Origin of the sequence: Providencia sp. PROV236, assembly GCF_033676985.1 — a bacterium.
Taxonomy (GTDB): domain Bacteria; phylum Pseudomonadota; class Gammaproteobacteria; order Enterobacterales; family Enterobacteriaceae; genus Providencia; species Providencia manganoxydans.
Genome location: NZ_CP096297.1, coordinates 887260 through 909311 on the forward strand (window position 1 = coordinate 887260; position 22052 = coordinate 909311).

The 22052-nt window shown below is 36.7% G+C and carries 19 protein-coding genes; 7 read left to right on the plus strand and 12 right to left on the minus strand.

From position 1 onward, the window contains the following. The first annotated feature begins 13 nt into the window (after window positions 1-13). Window positions 14-1090 (plus strand): class II fructose-bisphosphate aldolase, encoded by a 1077-nt coding sequence (gene fbaA / locus M1E96_RS03790; protein ID WP_070926695.1) that lies wholly within the window; start codon window positions 14-16, stop codon window positions 1088-1090. Window positions 1091-1247: 157 nt separating this feature from the next. Continuing rightward, window positions 1248-1658, plus strand: coding sequence for a hypothetical protein (locus tag M1E96_RS03795; RefSeq protein ID WP_349485467.1), 411 nt, complete (start codon window positions 1248-1250; stop codon window positions 1656-1658). Window positions 1659-1823: 165 nt separating this feature from the next. On the opposite strand, the gene M1E96_RS03800 is transcribed toward M1E96_RS03795, so the two are convergent. Genes M1E96_RS03800 through M1E96_RS03810 form a run of 3 tightly spaced genes read right to left on the minus strand, consistent with a single transcriptional unit; the run spans window position 1824 to window position 3836 of the window. After that, the gene (locus M1E96_RS03800; RefSeq protein WP_349485487.1) at window positions 1824-2546 is read right to left on the minus strand and encodes a colicin Z family toxin; all 723 of its coding nucleotides are present in this window, start codon (window positions 2544-2546) and stop codon (window positions 1824-1826) included. A 59-nt stretch (window positions 2547-2605) separates the two neighbouring features. Beyond that, complete coding sequence (locus M1E96_RS03805) at window positions 2606-2971, minus strand: DUF4440 domain-containing protein (RefSeq protein ID WP_272580357.1); 366 nt, start codon at window positions 2969-2971, stop codon at window positions 2606-2608. A gap of 13 nt (window positions 2972-2984) precedes the next feature. Then, window positions 2985-3836, minus strand: coding sequence for a LysR substrate-binding domain-containing protein (locus M1E96_RS03810; RefSeq protein WP_272580356.1), 852 nt, complete (start codon window positions 3834-3836; stop codon window positions 2985-2987). A gap of 84 nt (window positions 3837-3920) precedes the next feature. On the opposite strand from M1E96_RS03810, the gene M1E96_RS03815 reads away from it, so the two are divergent. The 5 genes from M1E96_RS03815 to M1E96_RS03835 all read left to right on the plus strand — a co-directional run bounded on the left by M1E96_RS03815 (window position 3921) and on the right by M1E96_RS03835 (window position 8332). Next, window positions 3921-4604, plus strand: a complete 684-nt coding sequence (locus M1E96_RS03815; RefSeq protein WP_272580355.1) for an ankyrin repeat domain-containing protein — start codon at window positions 3921-3923, stop codon at window positions 4602-4604. After that, the gene (locus tag M1E96_RS03820; protein ID WP_272580354.1) at window positions 4604-5068 is read left to right on the plus strand and encodes a nucleoside deaminase; all 465 of its coding nucleotides are present in this window, start codon (window positions 4604-4606) and stop codon (window positions 5066-5068) included. The genes M1E96_RS03815 and M1E96_RS03820 overlap by 1 nt, the downstream gene beginning before the upstream one ends. Next, a complete protein-coding gene (locus M1E96_RS03825; protein ID WP_337979796.1) occupies window positions 5068-6261 on the plus strand; it encodes a cyanate transporter in 1194 nt (397 codons plus the stop codon). The genes M1E96_RS03820 and M1E96_RS03825 overlap by 1 nt, the downstream gene beginning before the upstream one ends. A 185-nt stretch (window positions 6262-6446) precedes the next feature. Then, entirely contained in the window at window positions 6447-7394 is a 948-nt protein-coding gene (locus tag M1E96_RS03830; RefSeq protein ID WP_272580352.1) for an isocyanide synthase family protein, read from the plus strand. A gap of 89 nt (window positions 7395-7483) precedes the next feature. Next, entirely contained in the window at window positions 7484-8332 is an 849-nt protein-coding gene (locus tag M1E96_RS03835; RefSeq protein ID WP_369113494.1) for a TauD/TfdA dioxygenase family protein, read from the plus strand. Window positions 8333-8538: 206 nt separating this feature from the next. Here the strand turns inward: M1E96_RS03835 and hpaC are convergent, their stop codons facing one another. The 9 genes from hpaC to M1E96_RS03880 all read right to left on the minus strand — a co-directional run bounded on the left by hpaC (window position 8539) and on the right by M1E96_RS03880 (window position 21989). Further along, window positions 8539-9057: a 4-hydroxyphenylacetate 3-monooxygenase, reductase component gene (gene hpaC / locus M1E96_RS03840; RefSeq protein WP_070926679.1), complete on the minus strand. Its 519-nt coding sequence runs from the start codon at window positions 9055-9057 to the stop codon at window positions 8539-8541. A 19-nt stretch (window positions 9058-9076) separates the two neighbouring features. Then, entirely contained in the window at window positions 9077-10639 is a 1563-nt protein-coding gene (gene hpaB / locus M1E96_RS03845) for a 4-hydroxyphenylacetate 3-monooxygenase, oxygenase component (protein WP_070926677.1), read from the minus strand. Between the two features lie 502 nt (window positions 10640-11141). Next, window positions 11142-11822 carry a LysR family transcriptional regulator gene (locus M1E96_RS03850; protein WP_070926675.1) on the minus strand — a complete coding sequence of 227 codons (681 nt, stop codon included), beginning with the start codon at window positions 11820-11822 and terminating at the stop codon, window positions 11142-11144. A 430-nt stretch (window positions 11823-12252) separates the two neighbouring features. Then, complete coding sequence (gene galU / locus M1E96_RS03855) at window positions 12253-13143, minus strand: UTP--glucose-1-phosphate uridylyltransferase GalU (RefSeq protein ID WP_070926673.1); 891 nt, start codon at window positions 13141-13143, stop codon at window positions 12253-12255. A 306-nt stretch (window positions 13144-13449) separates the two neighbouring features. Further along, complete coding sequence (locus M1E96_RS03860; protein ID WP_272580350.1) at window positions 13450-14349, minus strand: GGDEF domain-containing protein; 900 nt, start codon at window positions 14347-14349, stop codon at window positions 13450-13452. Between the two features lie 5 nt (window positions 14350-14354). Continuing rightward, the gene (gene bcsD / locus M1E96_RS03865) at window positions 14355-14810 is read right to left on the minus strand and encodes a cellulose biosynthesis protein BcsD (RefSeq protein WP_070926666.1); all 456 of its coding nucleotides are present in this window, start codon (window positions 14808-14810) and stop codon (window positions 14355-14357) included. Window positions 14811-14812: 2 nt separating this feature from the next. Further along, window positions 14813-18508: a cellulose synthase subunit BcsC-related outer membrane protein gene (locus M1E96_RS03870; RefSeq protein ID WP_369427376.1), complete on the minus strand. Its 3696-nt coding sequence runs from the start codon at window positions 18506-18508 to the stop codon at window positions 14813-14815. A gap of 1 nt (window position 18509) precedes the next feature. After that, complete coding sequence (locus M1E96_RS03875) at window positions 18510-20768, minus strand: cellulose biosynthesis cyclic di-GMP-binding regulatory protein BcsB (RefSeq protein ID WP_369427377.1); 2259 nt, start codon at window positions 20766-20768, stop codon at window positions 18510-18512. 12 nt (window positions 20769-20780) lie between these two features. Further along, the gene (locus tag M1E96_RS03880; RefSeq protein WP_369426974.1) at window positions 20781-21989 is read right to left on the minus strand and encodes an IS4-like element ISVsa5 family transposase; all 1209 of its coding nucleotides are present in this window, start codon (window positions 21987-21989) and stop codon (window positions 20781-20783) included. Window positions 21990-22052 lie beyond the last annotated feature (63 nt).

Consider the following 22052-nt stretch of genomic DNA (forward strand, 5'->3'; position numbering starts at 1 on the left):
AGGACCTTTTCAAATGTCTAAAATTTTTGATTTTGTAAAACCGGGTGTTCTCACAGGTGATGATGTACAGAAAGTTTTCGCAGTTGCTAAAGAAAATAACTTTGCATTGCCTGCTGTGAACTGTGTCGGTACAGACTCAATTAATGCCGTACTTGAAGCGGCAGCGAAAGTACGTGCTCCAGTGATTGTTCAGTTTTCTAACGGTGGTGCTGCATTTATCGCTGGTAAAGGCTTGAAAGCAGAAGGCCAACAAGCTGCAATCTTAGGTGCAATTTCAGGCGCATATCATGTGCATCAAATGGCTGAGCACTATGGTGTACCTGTTATTCTGCATACTGACCACTGTGCGCGTAAACTTCTGCCATGGATTGATGGTCTGTTAGATGCGGGTGAAAAACACTATGCGAAAACGGGCAAACCGCTATTCTCTTCACACATGATTGACCTGTCAGAAGAGACATTAGAAGAAAACATTGAAATCTGTGCCAAATACTTAGCTCGCATGGCGAAAATCGACATGACGTTGGAAATTGAGTTAGGTTGTACTGGTGGTGAAGAAGATGGTGTTGATAACACAGGTATGGATAGCTCCGAACTGTACACTCAACCAGAAGACGTTGCATACGCTTACGAGAAACTAAGCGCAGTTAGCCCACGTTTTACTATCGCAGCTTCTTTCGGTAACGTTCACGGTGTTTATAAGCCAGGTAACGTACAATTAACGCCAAAAATTCTGCGTAATTCACAGGACTATGTTTCTGAGAAATTTAATCTGCCACACAACAGCCTAGACTTCGTATTCCACGGTGGTTCAGGTTCAAGTGCTGCTGAAATCAAAGAAGCGGTTAGCTACGGTGTTATCAAAATGAACATCGATACTGATACTCAGTGGGCAACTTGGGATGGTATCCTGAACTACTACAAAAAGAACGAAGGCTATCTGCAAGGTCAGTTGGGTAACCCAGAAGGTGCGGACAAACCTAACAAAAAATACTATGACCCACGTGTATGGCTGCGCAAAGCACAAGATTCAATGGTTGTTCGTTTAGAACAAGCATTCAAAGAACTGAACTGCGTTGACGTTCTGTAATTGTGTTTAGGCTTGTATCATAAGCCTATTGCTAAATTAATCCCCCAGTAGGGTTATCTTGCTGGGGGATTTTTGTATTTTGGGTCACTGAAACTAAATGTATAACAAGCTAATATAGAAGTTATTATTTTTTATTTGTTATAAAGGAGATATTTGAGTGAGTCGATGGATCCAGAATTTTTTAATCGCTATTGTTGGTGTCTTATCAATAGCTTGTTCAGTGGCAGGTAACAACGATAGGCTCGTCTACAAATTTGAAAATGATGAGTTTATTTTAGAAAAAGAGTGTGTTTCTGTACTTAAAGTCGGTAATTCAGAGTTTAAAAATCGTCACTTTTTATGGATTGAATTAAAAAAGAATGCTAATTGTTCAGATAAATTAAATGAACTTTTTATGCGGAATGTTAGTAAATTATTTTCTTTATTTTTCAATGAAGTAGAGGTTTCTTCTCCATCGAGTATATGGACTGAAATGATGACAGAAAAGTCTTATGCTCAGCCAGTTTTAAATGAAATAATATTGCAATCTATTATTAATGCATATAAAAATAAAGGGGCAATAATATAATGCTATTGCACCTTTAGGTTGTTTATACTCGTCATACTTCAAGTTGCAGGGTTGTTGACTACGATAAGCTCGCCGAGTCACATAGTTTATTTATACTACCCGCCTATCTTCTCTTGTCGCCTAGCTGCACCTCGAATTATTTAGAGTATATACATTTTTATGTGATTACTCTTTCGGATATTCAATCCGAACTGTTATAGGTACTGAATGTGATTTAATGCGAATGCTGGAAAACCCTGCTCCAGTTGCCTCTATAAAATATGAACCAGGTCCTACGGTATCAATTGTTTTTATTCCTTCGGCAACAGGATATTTAATTTGAACATCAAAAGAAGACTCTAAATTAGAAGATGTATTGAAATTTATAGTATATGCATAACTATTTGTATTACTTCCTGTACTTGCAAGTAGATTATTCCACGCACTCCATATCCCTGGCATTGCAATAATACCTGTTGACTGTATAGGCCCTGAATAACCACATGGACCTTGTCTTTCCCTTGCGACTCTGGCTCTATCTAAACTCGCTATTATAATGCTTTTTTTCATATTCCTGAATTGCGCAAATCTTTGATTGTAAACTCTTAAAGCACCTGTCTTATCGCCACTATTGATCGCTTTAATTAATTCTTGAAAATCTTTCTCTTTAAGATACGGGCAATTTTTTTCACCACAAACAAGACAAATATTGTTCTTTAATGCATTCTTGATTTCAGGTGGCAAGCTTGCTGGGATGGAGTCATGATTAACTTGTACATCATTGAACTCCCATGCTTTTGAATGTGGATCCCAGTGTGTATCAGGTATATGAGGTATACCACTATTACAATTATAGGGGTCGTAGCTAGGTCGAGTAGGGTGTCTTTTTATTTGAAATTCCTTATTTATTTAGGTGTTACAGGAAAATGTACAAGTAATGAATGTTACTGTGCAGAATAAAGTGTTTATCACGAACGTGGTGTTCCTTGGTGGAAACGGAGCTGCCATTGATTGTGCTGATTTTTGCTCCAAATCGATGAGCGTAGTGTTTGTTTAATACGTATCTCATTATCAAGTTGAAAACTTAAATAGGTGATGAGCACTGTATTCGCATCTATCTGTGCACATTGGAAATTTTCGGAGTGAATTTCCAATAAATTATTAGCTTGAGTGAGAGCTAAAAGTGTCTCTGTTTTATCGGCGCTCACACCAGAGCGGCAAAATTCTAAAAACGCTTGGTGCAGAACATTTTCAAGAAATTCTAAATTATCTCTATTTGAATAATGATGTAGCTTTTTTTCTAGTGTGATTAGGTGCTCAAATAGTTTATGCATATCATGTTCTTTATCAAAGTTGTTCAAATTGTCGTGCTAGGCGTTCAGCTAGCGTTAAAACCACTTCTGAATTGCCATGGACATGCATAGCAATTTCCATCTCCTCTGCATCAGGAAAGCCTTCTTGTGCAGTAAGTATCCGATGCTGTGGTAGCTTAGCTCGCAGTGGTAATAAACTGATGCCAAGTCCATCGGTAATGGCGCTTTGAATACCAGCAAGGCTTGTGCAAGTATAGGTAATATGCCAAGGGCGCTGTTCAATATCCAGTAAGCGGAACATATCGTTACGATACAAGCCATTTTCAGGGAAAACAATTAAGGGTAAAGAATGAGTATTGAGGTGGTGGTTATCAAGGCTAGTTAGCCAACACAATGGCTCTGGCCAGCAATAATGACTATTAAATTCCCCTTTGCGCTGTTTAACAATAATTAAATCAAGTTCACCGTTCTGATAGCGTTGATGTAACTGACGACTTAAACCGCTGGTCACTTCTAAACGAATATTTGGCTGCTCTTGCATAAAAGCAGCCAGTGTTGGGGTAACTTGCCCTGAAGCAAAGTCTTCCGGAAAACCAAGACGCAGCGTTTGGATCACCGCATTACCCGTGGCTTTCATGAAAAACATATCATTAAGAGTGATTATTTTTTTCGCGTAACTGAGCAATATTTCACCTGTTTCTGTTAAGGTTAATAGTCGATGGCTACGAATGAACAAAGGCTGGCCGACAAGTGCTTCAAGACGTTGGATTTGTTGACTTACCGTAGATTGCGTTGAATTAAGGTGTTGAGCAGCAATAGTAAAGTTACCTGTTTCTGCGACCGCAATAAAAGTTTTGAGTAAAACCAAATTTAATAGAGCATTCATTTTGCAAATACCTATCATTTAAATATTTAATTTTTAAATATCATATATTTTCAGTAAATTAAATAGTTTACTGAGGAGGTTACTATGAAAATGCGATTATTCGTCACCAATTGGCAAATGTACTTGTTAAGTGTAATGGGGATCTTTCTACTACTTATGACTAAATCATTCGCACAATCAAATTCATCACTAGTTGCATTAGCTGAACAGGGCAATCTTCAGGCAGTTATGCAACAGGTTAAGCAGGGAGCCGATCTGGAACAACGCGATTTACGCCTACGTACACCTCTGATGGCGGCAACGCATAAAAACCAAATTGAGGTAGCACGCTTTTTGATCGAACAAGGGGCGAATGTCAATGCGCGTGATGCAATACAAGATACGCCATATTTATATGCAGGGGCACGTGGGCTACAAGAAATTCTTGAAATGACGTTAGCGCATGGGGCAGATCTGAAAAGTACCAATCGATACGGTGGGACAGCATTGATCCCCGCTTCTGAACGTGGACATGTAAAAACAGTACAAACTCTGATTGATGCAGGCGTCGATATCAATCATGTTAACCGCTTAGGTTGGACTGCGTTAATTGAAGCTATCATACTCGGTGATGGTAGTGAGAAATATGCAACCATTGTGACACAGCTCATTAAAGGTGGGGCTGATGTTAATTTAGCGGATGCAAGTGGAAAATCGCCTCTGACGTTGGCAAAACAGAAAGGATATCGCAATCTGATTGAAATTCTAGAAAATTCAGGAGCGAAGTAATGTTAGATAAACAATTTTTGCAGCAAGCGATTTCATTGGCTAGAGAGAATGTGAAAGCTGGTGGGCGCCCATTTGGGGCGATTATTGTATGCGATGGTAAAGTGATCGCAACAGGGGTCAATCAAATGCTTGAACTGAGTGATCCAACTGCACATGCGGAGCTGATGGCGTTACGCCAAGCTGGAGAAACATTAGGGCGGGTTAGGTTAGAAGATTGTGTGGTGTATGCCAGTGGACAGCCATGCCCGATGTGCTTAGCTGCAATGCGTATGGCGGGTATTACACGGATTTTTTACGCTTATTCAAATCAGGATGCGGAGCCCTTTGGTTTATCGACAGAAGCTATCGCTGCTTCGCTAAGAGTAGAGCCCCATCAGCAGGTTGGGTTATCGTTTACGCAATTAAAACCTGAACATGAGACACAACCACAACTGTACTCTTTTTGGTGGGAACAACAGCATTAATGGGTGAGCGTAAAACAGCATCTTTTGGTTTAGTCCTGACGATCATCTTAGTGGGGATCAATTTACGGCCTTTTATGACAGGGCCGGGTCCCCTGATTGAAGAGATTATCCAAACGACAGGGATGAATTACCAAGCAATATCATTATTAACGTTATTACCGATGCTGTTAATGGGGATCGGTGCATTAATTGTACCTGCCTTGAACCGGCGGTTAGGGGAGCGAATAGGGGTTAGTGTTGCGGTATTGCTGCTATTGATTGGTTCCCTATCGCGTTTATTCGTCTCAGATAGTGGGCAATTGCTCGCAACAGCATTCATGTGCGGGGTAGGTGCAGCCTATATCCAAGCTGTTTTTCCGGGTTTAATTAAATTACATTTTCCTCATAAAATGGCAGTTATGACTGGCTTATATTCCTCCATGCTTATGGCCGGCGGAGCAATAGGGGCACAATTAACACCATTAGTCGCGGGATCATCAGGTCATTGGCAAGCCGCGTTAGCGTGGATGGCATTACCTGCTTTATTTGCGTTGATTGCAGTCATCGTAAATATTCGTACATCTAGCTCATTGAATACAACGGGTAATGGTTCTGTTTTGGCATTTCTAGCTAAGCCAAGAGCTTGGTTGCTTATGATTGGCTTTGGCTTTATCAATGCAGGTTATGGCTCAGTAGTGACTTGGCTGGCACCATTTTTCATTGAACAAGGGCTGAGTAGTGCATTAAGTGGTTCATTAGTCGCTCTGTTGAGTGTATGTCAGGCGCTTTCGGCGCTATTAATACCTGTTTTAGCTGCTCATAATATTGACCGGCGTTTTTGGTTGGGGGTCACCTTATGTAGCCAAATGATGGGTTTTGCAGGTTTGGTCATATTTCCACAAGCATTACCCTATTTATGGGTATGTTTAATTGGGGCAGGGTTAGGTGGCTGTTTTGCATTGAGCATTATTACATCTTTAGATCACCTTCCACATCCTGTTAGTGCAGGGGCATTAACGTCGTTGATGCAGGCTGGTGGATTCATTATTGCTGCTTTTGGTCCTCTGTTTGCAGCATGGTTACATGGCGTTAGTCAAAGTTTTACGTGGGTGTGGGTGGCACATATTTTAATGGTATTGATAACTCTACTATTATTTTTACGTCTAAATCCAAAACATTATCCAACATTATTTAAATTAAATAATAAAAAATAAAATAATAATATACCTATATGTTAAATATTCCTTTCTAACAAGTTGAACGGATTATCTGTTAAAAAAAATAATATTTGCATTTGATTTATTATAGTAAATTAAAATGAAGAATAAATTAATAATTTATTTTTAAATTGGTGATTGTAATATTTTTTTATGATATGTTTAATGTATTGGGTGTCGTTATGGATTTTCTTTATATAGATGTGATATCACGAAAGATATTAAATGAAATATTGCAGTATAGACGCCGTTTTAATCTATCTTCAATGACGCTTGAGGAGGAGGAAGAAATTATTTTAAAGGTTCATCTTCCTAGGGTTAAAGCATTTTTAATACAATCTAAACCGATAATGTTTATACTGCCGGCATTTCCTACAAAATCACCCAATAGCAAAAAAGTATTGGGAAAACTTCCTGATATGGCAGAAAAGTTATCATTGGTTTTTCTCAACTCGTTATGTGAAAGAATAAAGGTTTATTATCCTCCAGGCGCTGAAATGATTATTTGTTCAGATGGTCATGTGTTCGGTGAGCTAATTGGCGTTTGCGATGGTATCATTGATGATTATCAAGATAAACTTAATAGGTTATTATGTGAATTAGAATTAAATTATATTTCAATTTTTAATTTGAGCCATGTTGAAGAGTTTAATACATCGAATAATTGTTATAACCATTCTCGTAAATTATTAGTTGAAAAATATTCATTAGCTATTGGGGTAATAAAAAAACAGTTGACTGGGAGTGAAGACGGATTAAGTCTATATAGAGCAATAACCCGTTTTCTTTATGAAGATAGCTTATTACCTAATTATTCAGGCTCTAAAAATGCATTGCAAAAAAATGCTCGCCAACGTGCAGTTGGTGTTATTCAACATAGTTGGGCATGGGGAAATTTACTTGCTCAACAGTTTCCATCAGCAATTCGTTTATCAATCCATCCTCAGCCTGTGAGTAGCCTTAAAATAGGAATTCATATGATGCCAACTTGCGATAATTGGCTAACGCCTTGGCATGGGGTGGCTGTTCAGATAAATGGAAAGTTCATACTAATGAAAAGATCTGAGGCAGAAGAAATGGATGGGAAATTGATTAAAATAAATGAAGAGCCAAGCCATTACATTATTTAAAATTAACCAATTTTCAGTTTCAAAGTTTATTATTCTACGGTTAATGTTTTAATAAAATAGCCGAAAGATTAAACTTTTTAGAGGATGACATGCTTAATTGTAATATAGAAAAAATAACACCTTTTGGAATATCAATAACACCGAATAACATTGGTGATAGTATAACAAAGCTATCTATCAATATGTTACGTGGATGGGTACGTAAACACCTACTCATCATATTTAGAGGGTTTTATTCTGGATTTGAAGATAAAGAAAAATTAATTTCATATTCACATCATTGGGGGGAAATAATGATGTGGCCGTTTGGTGCTGTACTCGATATCATTGAACACAATGACCCTCCTGATCATGTATTGGATAATCTTTCTTTACCTTTACATTGGGATGGAATGTATAGCGAATTTATTCCTGAGTTTCAAATATTTCATTGTATATCAGCTGGCTCAGTTGAGCATGAGGGTAGAACAAATTTTGTTAATACAGAAAAACTAATTGCCGATGTCAACCAATTAGATATAAATTTGTGGGAAAAGGCGATTATTACCTATCGAACAAAAAATATCACCCACTATGGTGGAGAAGTGATTTCGCCATTGATTTGTTTGCATCCTAGAGAACAGAAAAAAGTGCTCCGCTATAATGAACCAATGGGTAAAAATGTGCTGAAATATTCTGATCACCACTCTGTCGATTTTATTGGTATACCAAATGAAAAATTAAGTGATATTCAACATTCATTGCATAATAAGTTATATGATCCTAATTACTTATATGCACATCAATGGCAAGCTGGTGATATTGTTATATGTGATAATTTTTCGCTGTTACATGGGCGTGAAGCATTTTCTTCACAATCTAAACGTCATATTCAGCGTGTTCATATCCATGGGCAGCCTAAACATCGTAATATTCATTTTCGAAAAGCATTTACTTGATAATTGCCCTATTGAAATGTGATTAATGCCAAATTTTATTTAATATTGATTGTTATATCTGAACATGTTTTTTATCATCACAATGGCAAGGCATATCATGCAGTTAGGGATTAAGATGTGGATATTAAGTGTTTTATTTTTCCCGTAAAAAATTAAAGAGGCTACAAATAAATGCAGCCTCTTTTTTGCTGTTATAACGTGATGCTTTATGCGGTTACTGCAAGTAGCTGATGCATAACTGGGTGAAATTTACGTTTAAAGTAAACTAACCCATGGCCTTCTTCTCTTACAATGATTTGTTTTATCTCAACCAAGTAAACAGAGTGGGTACCAATATCTTGCACTTGGGTAATTTCGCCTTCAAGATTAGCCAAAGCATCTTTGAGTAATGGTTGTTGTAAAATGCCTCTATCCCAAACATTCCAACCAAAACGTTCTTCCATGGTGGAACCTTTCATTCCAGCAAAATGGCAAGCCATTTCTTCTTGTTCATGATTCAGCACATTTACACACAGGCGGCCATTTTCTTGAAAAACCGCATTCATAGCACTGTTGCGGTTAACACACACCATCAGAGTGGGTGGCGTATCTGTGACTGAACAGACTGCGGTTGCTGTAATACCGCAACAACCTGCTGTACCATCGGTGGTGACAATATTGACTGCTGCACCAAGACTTGCCATCGCATCTCTAAAACGCAGGCGATGTTCATTTTCTAAAGACATATTGACCTCCTGCTGCCGATTATTTCAGCAGCGAATCTAACTGATTAATATCATTATTGTTATGCAGGTGTGAGCGTTTCCAGCCATGCTGATCGTAATCAGACAGGCAGCGATCAACCATATCTGTCATGGCTTTCATATTACCGGAACCGTACGCATGGCGTAGACATTGCAGACGGATTTCGTCTTGGCTACCTGCATAGTTGATTTCGTATAATTCATGACGACCGCCAAATTCACTGCCAATTGCATCCCACATGAGTTTTAGGATCTTAATACGTTCTACATGATCCATACCGTTTGAGCCGCGAACGTATTTTGCCAAGTACTTATCGATTTCTGGATTATTCATATCTTTCACGCTGGATGGCAGATAGATCAGGCCACTCGTTACGTTACTTTCAATGATGTTTTTAATTTTCGTATAAGCCATTGGTGCCATTACTCGATATGTTTGAATTGCTTGCGTATCGGGTAGATATGCACCACCTTCCCAAGCTTTTGCTTCGGCTGTCATTGCATCGGTGAGTGACCAAAATAGGTTACGCCATGCAACGACTTCACCTAAGTCTGCTTGTACACCACGGAAGTCGATAACACCAGTACATTCAAGGCTCTTTTGCAGTAGACCCGTAATAAAATCGAGTTTAACGGCTAAACGAACACAAGCTTGTAGAGGGAATAGACGAGCAAATCCACCCTGTACAGCCCAATTACGTGCTCGGTCAAAATCACGATAAATTAACACGTTCTCCCAAGGGATCAGCACATGATCCATGACTAATATGGCATCATTTTCATCAAATCGGCTTGATAATGGGTAGTCAAAAGGTGCTCCTGTCGCACCTGCGACTAATTCATATGAAGCACGAGAGATTAATTTAACGCCATCAGCATCCATTGGAGCAACAAACATCAGTGCGAAATCAGGGTTATCACCCATGACTTGAGCTGAACCAAAACCGATAAAGTTATAGTGAGTTAATGCTGAGTTGGTTGCGACCACTTTTGCGCCGCTGACGATGATACCTGCATCAGTTTCTTTTTCCAGCTTGATATAAACATCTTTGACTTCATCTGCTGGCTTATGGCGATCAATAGGTGGGTTGACAATCGCATGGTTAAAATATAAACCACTTTCTTGAATTCGTTTATACCAGTGACGTGCGTTATCCGCGAATTGTCCATAATACTCAGGATTGGCACCTAAACAGCTGGCAAATGCCGCCTTATAGTCTGGAGTGCGTCCCATCCATCCATAGCTTTGTCTTGACCAATCGGCGATAGCATCACGTTGTTGGCGTAGTTCGTCTGCGCTTTTGGCAAAACGAAAGAATTTATGGGTGTATCCACCATTTCCGGTATCGGTTCCCCAGCAAAGGCTGTCATGAGTTGCTTTATCATGGAGTGCATCATATAACTGTCCTATCGAAGCCGCTGAATTACGAAAAGCGGGATGTGTTGTGACATCTTTAACACGTTCACCATAGATATAAATTTCACGGCCATCTTGTAGGCTTTTTAGATATTCTTGGCTATTAAATGGACGTTTAGCATCAGAGCGAAAATCTTCTGGTTTCATGTTTACCTCGTATCTCACAAAGGATGCCGGCGTGTAATAGGGTACTTAGAGCACTGGCATCTGATTTATGTTAATTTTATGTTTATTTTGTGTTTCTTAATTGAAGCGCTTTATTAAGAAATAAGAAAGAGACTTTAGAAAGGATCGCTGGTACTTTTCGTTGATAACGTTATTTTGTGATAGGAATGTGATCACTGTTGTGTTTTTCTATTAATGAAAAAATATTATTTTACATAAATATCAGTAAATTCATATGGTTATATTTTGTTAATTGTTTAATGATTTTAAAATTTACATGAATTTTTGATAAAAAAATATTCAATCAAAAAGTACTCAATAGAAAGATTATGATAAAAAAGTACTTTTAAAATGAACATATAATTTTCTTATATAAGGTTAAATTAGAAAATTAACTGAAAAAGTTAACAAGAAGTTGCATAAAGCGTACTCAATATAGCTACAGTGAGCGAATATTTAAGTACGCCTTTTGCTGGTTGATTGATCAGGCTATGTAAGCCTTCTTGGAGAGTATATCGATTGATTCATTGATTAAATTACCGATATTCAGATAGTTATCCATATTTTTATCGCCATTTCTAAAACAAATTTTCGATTTTATTTCTGAATGAGAGCCCAAAATACTTGTGAATTGCTCATCAGTTCCTTTATGGGTGAGATGCTGGTGATTTATTGGAAAGCTTATCAATGATGCTGAGATAAAGTTATCTGGGCATTTCATTGATGAAACAATTAATAAATTTAAAGACATAGCTGCAAGCTGTGAGAATAGTGCCTCAGTCTTATCAATGGTAAGATGTAATTTTATGGTTGGGTCATTATTAGAAACGGCTTCTGTAATATATGAAATGAAGTATTCTGGTAACGTGTCAGAAATACCGATATGAAAATTTTTAACATTATTATTGGTCGATTGCTGAGCGATAGCTTTAATCTCTTCAACCTCTCGTAAAATAATTTGGCTATGCTCTAAAATTCGTAAACCTAAAGGTGTAAAATTAACTCGACGTGTTGTTCTTTCGAGTAAGAAACAACCTAAGTGGTTTTCAAGTTTACCAATTTGAATACTTAGTGTTGGCTGTGCAACATTACAGTATTGAGCAGCTTTCTTAAAGTTAAGAAATTTACCTAATGCGTTCAAATACTCAAAGTCTCTAATATTCATGTTATTGCCTCTGCTGTAATTTAAATCTAACCCTAGTTGTTATTGTTTATTGCTCACTTAATAGTGAACAGGCGCTAATGACAGAAAATAATTTTCACTGTATGAAATGTGATGTTTTCTATCATTAATATTAAGTCGGTCTAGCACCAAACTTATTCATAATGAAATCTCAATAAACGTAATGGAGATAAATATTGAGATGCCATTATTGGATAAGATTTTTTATAGTGAAGTAATTCTTAGAGTTAAATATAAAAAAAATTTAAAGGGCTATAATGTATATTCTAAATTTTTATTTTTGATGTAAATCCAATCCTGAAATTCATTCAATAAGTTATACGTTTTTAATGAATAACACAGTTTCAGACTACTGATTGGATTTAGTTAATTTATTTTTTATACCTTTATAAAACTAAAATTATCAATGCTATTAAACTACGGCTACAGTATCTTTTATCCATCGATGGAACTGTGAGCCGAATGTTTGATGCTGTCGGCTGTATTCGAAAAATGCTTTCATGTAGCCCATTTTATCACCACAATCAAGTGATTCACCTTTGATGTGGTATCCTTCTATCGCATGGGTTTTAAGTAGCATTGATAGCGCATCAGTAAGCTGTATTTCACCACTCATTCCAATCGGTGTTCTTTCTAATAATGGCCAAATATCTCGGCTTAAAACATAGCGGCCAACAACAGCAAGATCAGAGGGACTATTATCTTTATGTGGTTTTTCTACAATAGCTGAGATGTTGTTAAAACTTCCGCTATTGGATATCTCGTTATTACAATCAACGATACCGTACTTTTCTACATGCTCTTTATTGACCCTTTCTATCAGTATTTGACTTTTCCCAGTCAAATAAAACCGCTCTATCATGGCGGGTAAATTGTCGAATTCATAATTACATTTATACTCATTAATGATGACATCAGGTAGAATAACAATAAAATCATCATCTCCCACGAATGGCTTTGCACATAAAACTGCATGGCCTAAACCATTTGAGTCACCTTGCCTAACATGCATTATCTTTATATTTTTAGGTAATACACCATTAATTTCATTTAATAGCTGCTGTTTTCCCTTCTGCTCAAGTAATGATTTTAATTCAAAAGAGGTATCAAAGTGATTCTCAATTGAATTTTTTGATGAATGGGTAACGAAAATAATTTCATTGATACCTGCCATATAACATTCTTTTATGATGTACTGTATAATCGGTTTATCGACAAGAGGTAGCATCTCTTTCGGTATTGCTTTTGTTGCTGGTAACATGCGAGTTCCTAAACCAGCAACAGGTATCACAGCTTTTAACATATATGATCCTTGGTCAATAAAATATTTAGTGTATACATGTTATACTCGTCATATTTCAAGTTGCAGCATTGTTAACTGCGTTCACTTGTGCCATCCACATAGTTTCTATGCACTTAGCAGCTCGTTTACTTGTCTCTTTGCTACCCCTCGAATTATTTAGAGTATATATTTCAAGTTGCAGCGCTTTTCATTAAAGCATAGTGATTTTTATCATTCCTTTGTTTCTTGCCCGCGCATTGAATATATATTGCTATCAAAATAGTACTTTTGGATTTTATTAATATAAATAGCTATATAGTGTTAAAACTAAATAAATTTTTGTACTTTGTTTCCTCCTTCTTTCTTTGCTTTGTATAATGCAATATCAGCATTTTTTAATAATAAACTCAGATTGTTACCATCTAACGGATATTGTGCAATACCAATGCTGACATTGATGTTAAAGGCTTTTTTTCCTAAATAATGATATGAATAACGCCTCAGACGGTCTATAAAGTTTAAAAAAAATAATTCGAAACTTTGCCCCATAAACCCACTGATCATTAAAACAAATTCATCTCCACCCAATCGAGCAAAAAGAGCATCATTCGGTAGGCTTTCCTTGGCATACTTAGAGAACTGCTTTAATAAGTTATCACCACAAAGATGGCCAAAGGTATCATTTATTATTTTAAAATTATCAATATCAATAATGGCAATGCAGTATTCAAGTGCATTATGCTTTGCCAGCTTTATTTTCATTTTGCTGCTTTCATAAAACCCATATCTATTTAATAATTTTGTTAATGGATCATGATGAACCTGAAAAAGTAATTTATTCCTTTTAAATATAAGCCTAGTAACCTCAGTAAGTGTTAAGCAATAATGATGCTCCTTATTAAAATCTTGTTTAAATTCAACAAAATTAGCAATGAAAAAAACTTTCTGTTTTGTTTTAGTTATAAAAAAAACTTCTTTTTTGAAACACTTATATCGCTTAACAGAAAAAGAATCAGTTATACCTAAAATTAACTGCTTTTTTCTTATATCAAATGCCAGACCTACGATTTCATTATATTCATAGTGGTAGTTTTCTATGAAATATGAGCTAGCATAAGAAACTTTTCCATATATATCAATTAATAATAATGCTACTGCCTCGTCGAGAATTAAGTTTAAAGGAATACTTTTATTTCTTTCTTGTGTAATCTTATTATAATTCAGCATAAAAACTATTTAAATAAAGCATAACGAAATATAAAGACGTCTTCTGTTGCATTTTCATTCCATAACACAGGGACTGATTCATTACCGCCTTGAGAGGCCAACCACTGAGTATATAACCCCTCTAAAACACTAGCGCTAGCTTTACGCCATTTTTTATTAACGGATTGTGGAGCGTGAGGCCATGCACAGTGAATAATAAGCAACTCACTGTTTGCTGGCGCCATTTTAATAAATCCCCAGTTGAAGATTTCTAAAGCACTATTAATATTTTTTTCTAATTGGGCTAATGTGCTTGAGTTTTCAATTTTATGTAATTCACCTAATTGTCGCCCAACTTTTCTTAAAGTATTGTAGCCTTCATTGGTTTCACCAGATGAAAATTCATAAAATAAGAAATTGATTAAATCATGCCAACCAGTTTTAAAACTGCGTTGTAAGTAACTATCTTGGTCATAAATCATTTCTATTTTCCTAGTATATCGTTGTCGAATAAATATTTAAAGTAAATATTTGCTTTTGTTTCATCATAATTTCCGAAAGTGTTATAGCTTACATTTGCACCAATCAATGATGATGGAGATATTTTATATTTAGTGTCTACATTAATCGCATAGCTAATACCATTTTTACTCGTGTTTTTATAGCGAGTATCAATATATTCATCATTAAGCGCATAGTTCTCTAACTCTTTTTGATATTGGGGATTATTTGGATAATAGTCTGTACTTTCAGTTGTATAAGATTGATAACCAATATTTGAGCTTAATTTTATGGATAAATTATTGATGTCTTGCTGATAAGATATCGGTAATGAAAAAGCAATATATCTTTGTGGACTAAAATAGCCAGCATGTCCTAACGTATAATAATTAAGGTTTTTATCAAATGCCATATAATGGACATTTGCACCTAAGGTCAGTTTTTTATCATTTTTATTAATACCATAAATATATGTACCGGTATTAAAATCAATCGATTGGTTAGTTTGTATATTGCTACCAATATATTTATTTCCGGCAATTTTAGCATAGGCGCCATAATGGCTATCATCCCAAGCATATTGAGCCGAAAGAGTATTACGAGTCACTGCTCCCCATTCTTTACCAGAAACACTGTCTTTCAAGCCACCATAAGAGAGTAAACTATCTTTTACGGCACGTCGTTCTGCATTAAATGTTAGCTGACTATTTGGTGTTGTATTGAATGACCATTTAGCCCCACCGACCAAAGAAACAATTAAAGCATCACTGTTAGTATGGCCAAAATCCAGTTGGAAATTATCGCTTTTAAGTGAAATGCTTGATTCCAAACCTTGTAATGTGTTACTACCAATTTCATCAGCATGAATATTTTCGCGCAGAGAACTATCAACCAGACTACGGCGATTTGCTCTGATTAGGGCACCGCTACCGACTAAACTTGCATTTTCAGCAGGGGTTTTACCTGAATCGATTACCGATGGAGATATATTCAAGGCTATTTTCATATCTTCAGATACAGGAATTGATAGGCTTACAGTGTCTTTAAACTCCGTTAATTTACTTAGTCCTGACTCTCCTGAATGACTATTAAATTCAATGGTATTATCCAGAGCAATAGCCGTTTTTTGTTGTAACTCGTTGAGCATGATTTCAATATAATTTAACTGCTGTTTTTGTTGAGTACTTTGATTGGTATTTTCGAGGACCTCTCCAGCTAGCGGGTGGTTTATAGGGAAATCACTTGAGTTTTCAGTAGGGTTAATTAACCCCCATTGAGCTGTTTTTAATAGTTTTATGGCTTGAGTGTTATTTCCTTCAAGTTTAGCGACTCTTGCTGATAGCATGATGTAGCTTGTTCTGTTACTTGCTGGTATTTGGTTAAAGTATTTTTTTACCGTGGAAATCTCTTTATTAGCTAATGCGATATCCACCAATCCCATTAAGGCATCCTGATTTTGAGGTGAAATAGATAGAACATAATGATATATGTCAGCAGCCTGATTAGATTGCCCATTGGCTTGGTAAATTCTCCCAGTCGCAAGAAGTAATAAACTGTTATTAGGATTATTTTTGAGCTCGGGTGCTAATATTTGCCAAGCTTCATTTAAATGACCTTTTTCGCGATATAAGTCAGCTTGCTCACTTAAATAAGTTGCTCTGATATTATTTATTTCTTTTTCATTCGCTGTAGCCAATAAAGCAGGAGAGTTCATTAAACTTTCTGCTTCGGCAATATAACCTAGTCGACGTAAAACGAGAATTTGTTGTCCGTAATCACTTAAGTTTCCTTGAGGCTCTGATAATTGATTTTGGCGGATCAGCTTTAAAGCCATTTGATTATCACCGGCATCCATATAGAGTTGGGCTAACCGACCGATATCACTTGGGTTATTTGGTGGCACTTTAATATTTATTTTAAGTGTATTGAGGGCTGCATTATTGTTGCCGTTTTCTATATAATGTTTCGCAATGTCGACTTGTTGATTAAATTTAGCTCGTTGTTTTAACTCAATAATTTCTGATGACTGAGCCTCTGGTGGAATTTTGTTGGATAAAGTGAGTACATTGCTCCAATTATTTTGCTCTGATGCAAAAATCAGTGCGCTGTGCCAAGCTGCGGTAGAAGGGTAATTAGTCACTAGGTTGTTTATCACCGCTGCTGCTTTTTGTTTTTCGCCTTTTTTGTTGAGTACCCGCGCGTAATCAAGATTTAGCCAAGCATTGTTAGGATTTTTATCAATTGCTTGTTTTAAAATAGTTTCAGCTTGATTGTCTAAGCCATTATCTAATGCTTGTTGTGCTTCTTTTCGATATTGTTCACTCATATCAATGCGTTGTTGGTAATAGTGTCTCTCTGAAACGGGAAGAGTTGCGAATAATTGGTTTAACTCAGCATACTTTTTCTGCTCTGCAAATAACCAAACTAACTGCTCTTTAATCAATTTATTATTGGGGTATTTTTGATTGAGTTTTTGATAAAGAGATTCTGCACTTGTGTAGTTTTTTTGGTCACGATAAATTTGCCCACGTAGTAAGTCTAATGTGAGCTGTTGTTGTGAACTGTATGCAGCGGTTTGATCTATATAAGCAAAAGCCTGATCGTACTGCTTATCTCGTGTTAATTTTTTTATCGTGTCCAGAGAAGAGTAATAACCTATGCTCTCAAGATCTTTTAACCATTGTTTTCGTTTATGATTGTCTGTGCTATTTGCTGCTTCACGTAATCGTATTTCAGCTTGTTGGTAATCTTTTTGATGTAACGCTACGTAACCAAGTCCTGCCATTGCATCACTATTTTTCGGATCATTCTCTAAGGCAGTAGTAAATTTTTGTTTTGCTTGTTCAATGCGGCCTTTATTGAGCAGTGTAAATGCCGCTAATATCTCATTACCACCAACGCTGCGATTATAGTGCTCCATAACACGGTTATCGTTTGGCGAAAGGTTAATAAAGTTTTGATAAAGTGGTAAATCACTTTCATTTGGTTGTAGCCATAGTAATGCTTGCTGAAGAGCATTAATCACGGCAGTATTTTTATTATCGAGCTGGCTAAGCTTTTGTATGCCTTCTCGGCGAGTTTTCTCTTGATAAGTTAATACAGTTGCGAGTACAAGTTGCACTTTACTATCTGAAGGAGATTGCAGAGCTTTTTTTCTTAATTCTGATATTGCTAGCTCTAGATGATTTTTACTTCCCGCTAAGGTTTCGTAATATTCAATTGCCAGATCACCACTTGGTGGATTATTAATAAATAGATTGTTATACGCTTGTATCGCTTGATCGATTTGACCTTTTTGCGCCAATGAGCGGGCTTTTTTAAGTAACGTATCAGACGTATTTTTTTGCGGATCGAATTGCATTAGCTGCCTGATCCGTTGGTCGTTAGGGGAGAATTTTTTGAATCGTTCGATCCATGAGGTAGCATCTTGCTTGTTGCCTTGTTGGATCTTATAGCGTGACATTAAATATAATGCTTCGATATTATTAGGCTCTATAGCAAAAATTTTATTAAGCGCATCATACGCTAGTTCATAGTTAGATTTGCCATGCCAATAATCGGCTTTTTCTAACAGTATCTTGATTGCTGTCTCATTTTCTAAAGAGGTAGCAAATGTTGTACAGGCAGGTATTCCGCATAGCAACATGAGTAGCATTTTTGCAAATTTGTTATTTTTCATCTTATTTTTTCGTCCCTGATAAACGCTTAGACTCATGTGCTTTTAATCGCTGGAATAAATAAAAACTGATTAAAAACAATGATCCAAATAATATGGTCATCAATAAAAATAGATGCTGACTAAAAAACCAGATGGTTAAAGTAAATAATGGTAATTCGCCTGATAGGAATGATGGGGTTAATCGTAGGATTTTTACATCATCAAGGTCGCTGAATAGCAATGTGTCACCTGATTCAATTTGTTGCCGTCCTGGAGTAATCATATCTGTTGCTAGCTTATTTAATTGAGCTGAGTTGGTTGCAGTCAGAATGGTAACGATCTTGTCAGAAGACCATGGTGATTTAAAGCTAAGAGAGCCACGCCATTGATGAGTGTTCAATAAAAAATTATTGGCTTCTTCAAATTGATTTTTCCACTCACCCAATAGCAATAACTTTGTTTTATGTATAAGTGATGGCGAAGAAATTTGTAAGTTACCTTGGTTATAGTGATAGGGCGTATCTGAAAGTAGTGGTTGAATTGCAGAGAAATCTTTTAATTTGTTAATAATGATAATATTTGATGATTTTAATTTTGAATTAGATTGTATTTTTTCAAAATGATTAAATAGCGTTAAATTCCTGACAGGAAAACCAGTAATACGCCCAGAATGCTCCATGAGATTGAGCAATAAAGCCACTTCATCTTTTTCAGGTTGCTCAGGTACTAAAATAGAGGTGTCTGATAAATCGGCATACTTGGTAAACGGAAATAATCCACTCAGGAACCAAGCGCTATTGGGTAATTCACCAAAGTGACCAATATTGCGTAAATCAAGTGTTGAACTAGGTAGTATTTGGTTGACAATATCGTTATTGCTAAGAATATTACAAGGTGTGTCACTATTTGGAGTGATATTGAAGTAAAAACTTAATTTATTTTCCCCTTGAAAGCGCGTGTTATCTAAATAAAGGGTTGTACTATTGTTACTTTGAGATTCAAAGAAATCAATAATAGGGGCTACAATAGTATGATTTTTTGCATTCACATTTTTTAAAAATTGCTGATTAAGTGCAATGGTTAACATTGAATTATCAACATCAAACCAATTTTTCCGGTCAAAAGTATAATCAATTTTTAAAGGAATTTTATCACCTGAAAGCATAAACATATCAGGAGGAAGCCTAAAATTGATTTTCTTCTCCTCATTCCAAAACATATGTGCTTGTAGTGCATCAGGACTTTTGATTAATTGACTAAATGGGATAATTTTTTTAGCTGAAAGCCAGTTAGGAGCATCGTAAGCTTGACGTTTATGGACGGTGTGAGGTTGCACTTGCATAGTGCTATTATCAGTTAAATCAGTACGAAAGAGTTGGTAAGCAGCTTGTCGTAATTCATCTGTATTACGACCACTGACAACGAGTAATTTGTATTTTTTATTGTTGGGATTATCAATAAGTTTTAAGCTTGAGCCATTAGGATCGGCGAATGATTGGCCTGAAATAGTTTCACCTAGTGTTGTGAATAAAATAGCATGCTTTTCAGGGATCTCATCAAAATAAACGTTAAAGTCATTTTCTTTTTCGTCGCTTTTGATGCCAAAAATAGAGGCTACGATTGCAGAAGAGACCAAGCTATCTGAGGTTGGAGAAGCAGAATAAATAAAAGTCAGCTCATTTCTATTAATTTTTAAAGGATCTAAGAATGGGCGCGGGAAATCCGCCAGTGATTTTCGAGTATTCATCAGGATCCCTTTCATGGTCATTGAACTAGATGGGGCTATTTTGACCACCAGATTTTTGAGATCGGGTCGCTGGCATGTCCATTCATTATTAATGATGTCATCATTACTAATGACTTGAAAATTTAAGTTATTCTTTGATGACAATAGAGAATTAGGAATTTTTAAAGTAAAAATAGAACGGTTTTCATCGACTTGCGATAGAGGAACTGCACCTAAAGATTGGCCATTTAAGATAATTTGTAAATTTTCTTTTTCAATGTTGTCTGCTTGATTGACGGATATAACAATTCGCATATCAGAATTAATGGCAATAAAATCATAAGGTAGGGTAAAACTGACCCCAGATTGTAGTTTACTACTCGTTAGTGTTAGCCCTTTGGTTAATCCTAATTTTTTAAGTGATATTTCTTCAGACGTTGTCTCAACATTGTTTTTGTTATCGGATAAATTGTTATTTAAAATAAAGTCTAAGTCAGTAGACAGCTTTGTATATTCACTTTCTAGCGGTTGTGCGAAAGCAGTGATACTTTGCACTGAGAGATCCCCTCATAATTTCCCCAAAGCGTAACCATGTTTGAATAGATTTTGAGTAAGCAGGGTTGCAGCCACGAGTAAGTCTTCCCTTGTTATTGTGTAGCCAGAATGCCGCAAAACTTCCATGCCTAAGCGAACTGTTGAGAGTACGTTTCGATTTCTGACTGTGTTAGCCTGGAAGTGCTTGTCCCAACCTTGTTTCTGAGCATGAACGCCCGCAAGCCAACATGTTAGTTGAAGCATCAGGGCGATTAGCAGCATGATATCAAAACGCTCTGAGCTGCTCGTTCGGCTATGGCGTAGGCCTAGTCCGTAGGCAGGACTTTTCAAGTCTCGGAAGGTTTCTTCAATCTGCATTCGCTTCGAATAGATATTAACAAGTTGTTTGGGTGTTCGAATTTCAACAGGTAAGTTAGTTGCTAGAATCCATGGCTCCTTTGCCGACGCTGAGTAGATTTTAGGTGACGGGTGGTGACAATGAGTCCGTGTCGAGCGCTGATTTTTTCGGCCTTTAGAGCGAGATTTATACAATAGAATTTGGCATGAGATTGGATTGCTTTTAGTCAGCCTCTTATAGCCTAAAGTCTTTGAGTGACTAGATGACATATCATGTAAGCTGCTGATAGGTTTCCAGTTTTCCGCTCCTAGGTCTGCATATTGTACTTTTCCTCTTACTCGACTTAACCAGTACCAACCCAGCTTCTCAACGGATTTATACCATGGCACTTTAAAGCCAGCATCACTGACAATGAGCGGTGTGGTGTTACTCGGTAGAATGCTCGCAAGGTCGGCTAGAAATTGGTCATGAGCTTTCTTTGAACATTGCTCTGAAAGCGGGAACGCTTTCTCATAAAGAGTAACAGAACGACCGTGTAGTGCGACTGAAGCTCGCAATACCATAAGTCGTTTTTGCTCACGAATATCAGACCAGTCAACAAGTACAATGGGCATCGTATTGCCCGAACAGATAAAGCTAGCATGCCAACGGTATACAGCGAGTCGCTCTTTGTGGAGGTGACGATTACCTAACAATCGGTCGATTCGTTTGATGTTATGTTTTGTTCTCGCTTTGGTTGGCAGGTTACGGCCAAGTTCGGTAAGAGTGAGAGTTTTACAGTCAAGTAATGCGTGGCAAGCCAACGTTAAGCTGTTGAGTCGTTTTAAGTGTAATTCGGGGCAGAATTGGTAAAGAGAGTCGTGTAAAATATCGAGTTCGCACATCTTGTTGTCTGATTATTGATTTTTCGCGAAACCATTTGATCATATGACAAGATGTGTATCCAC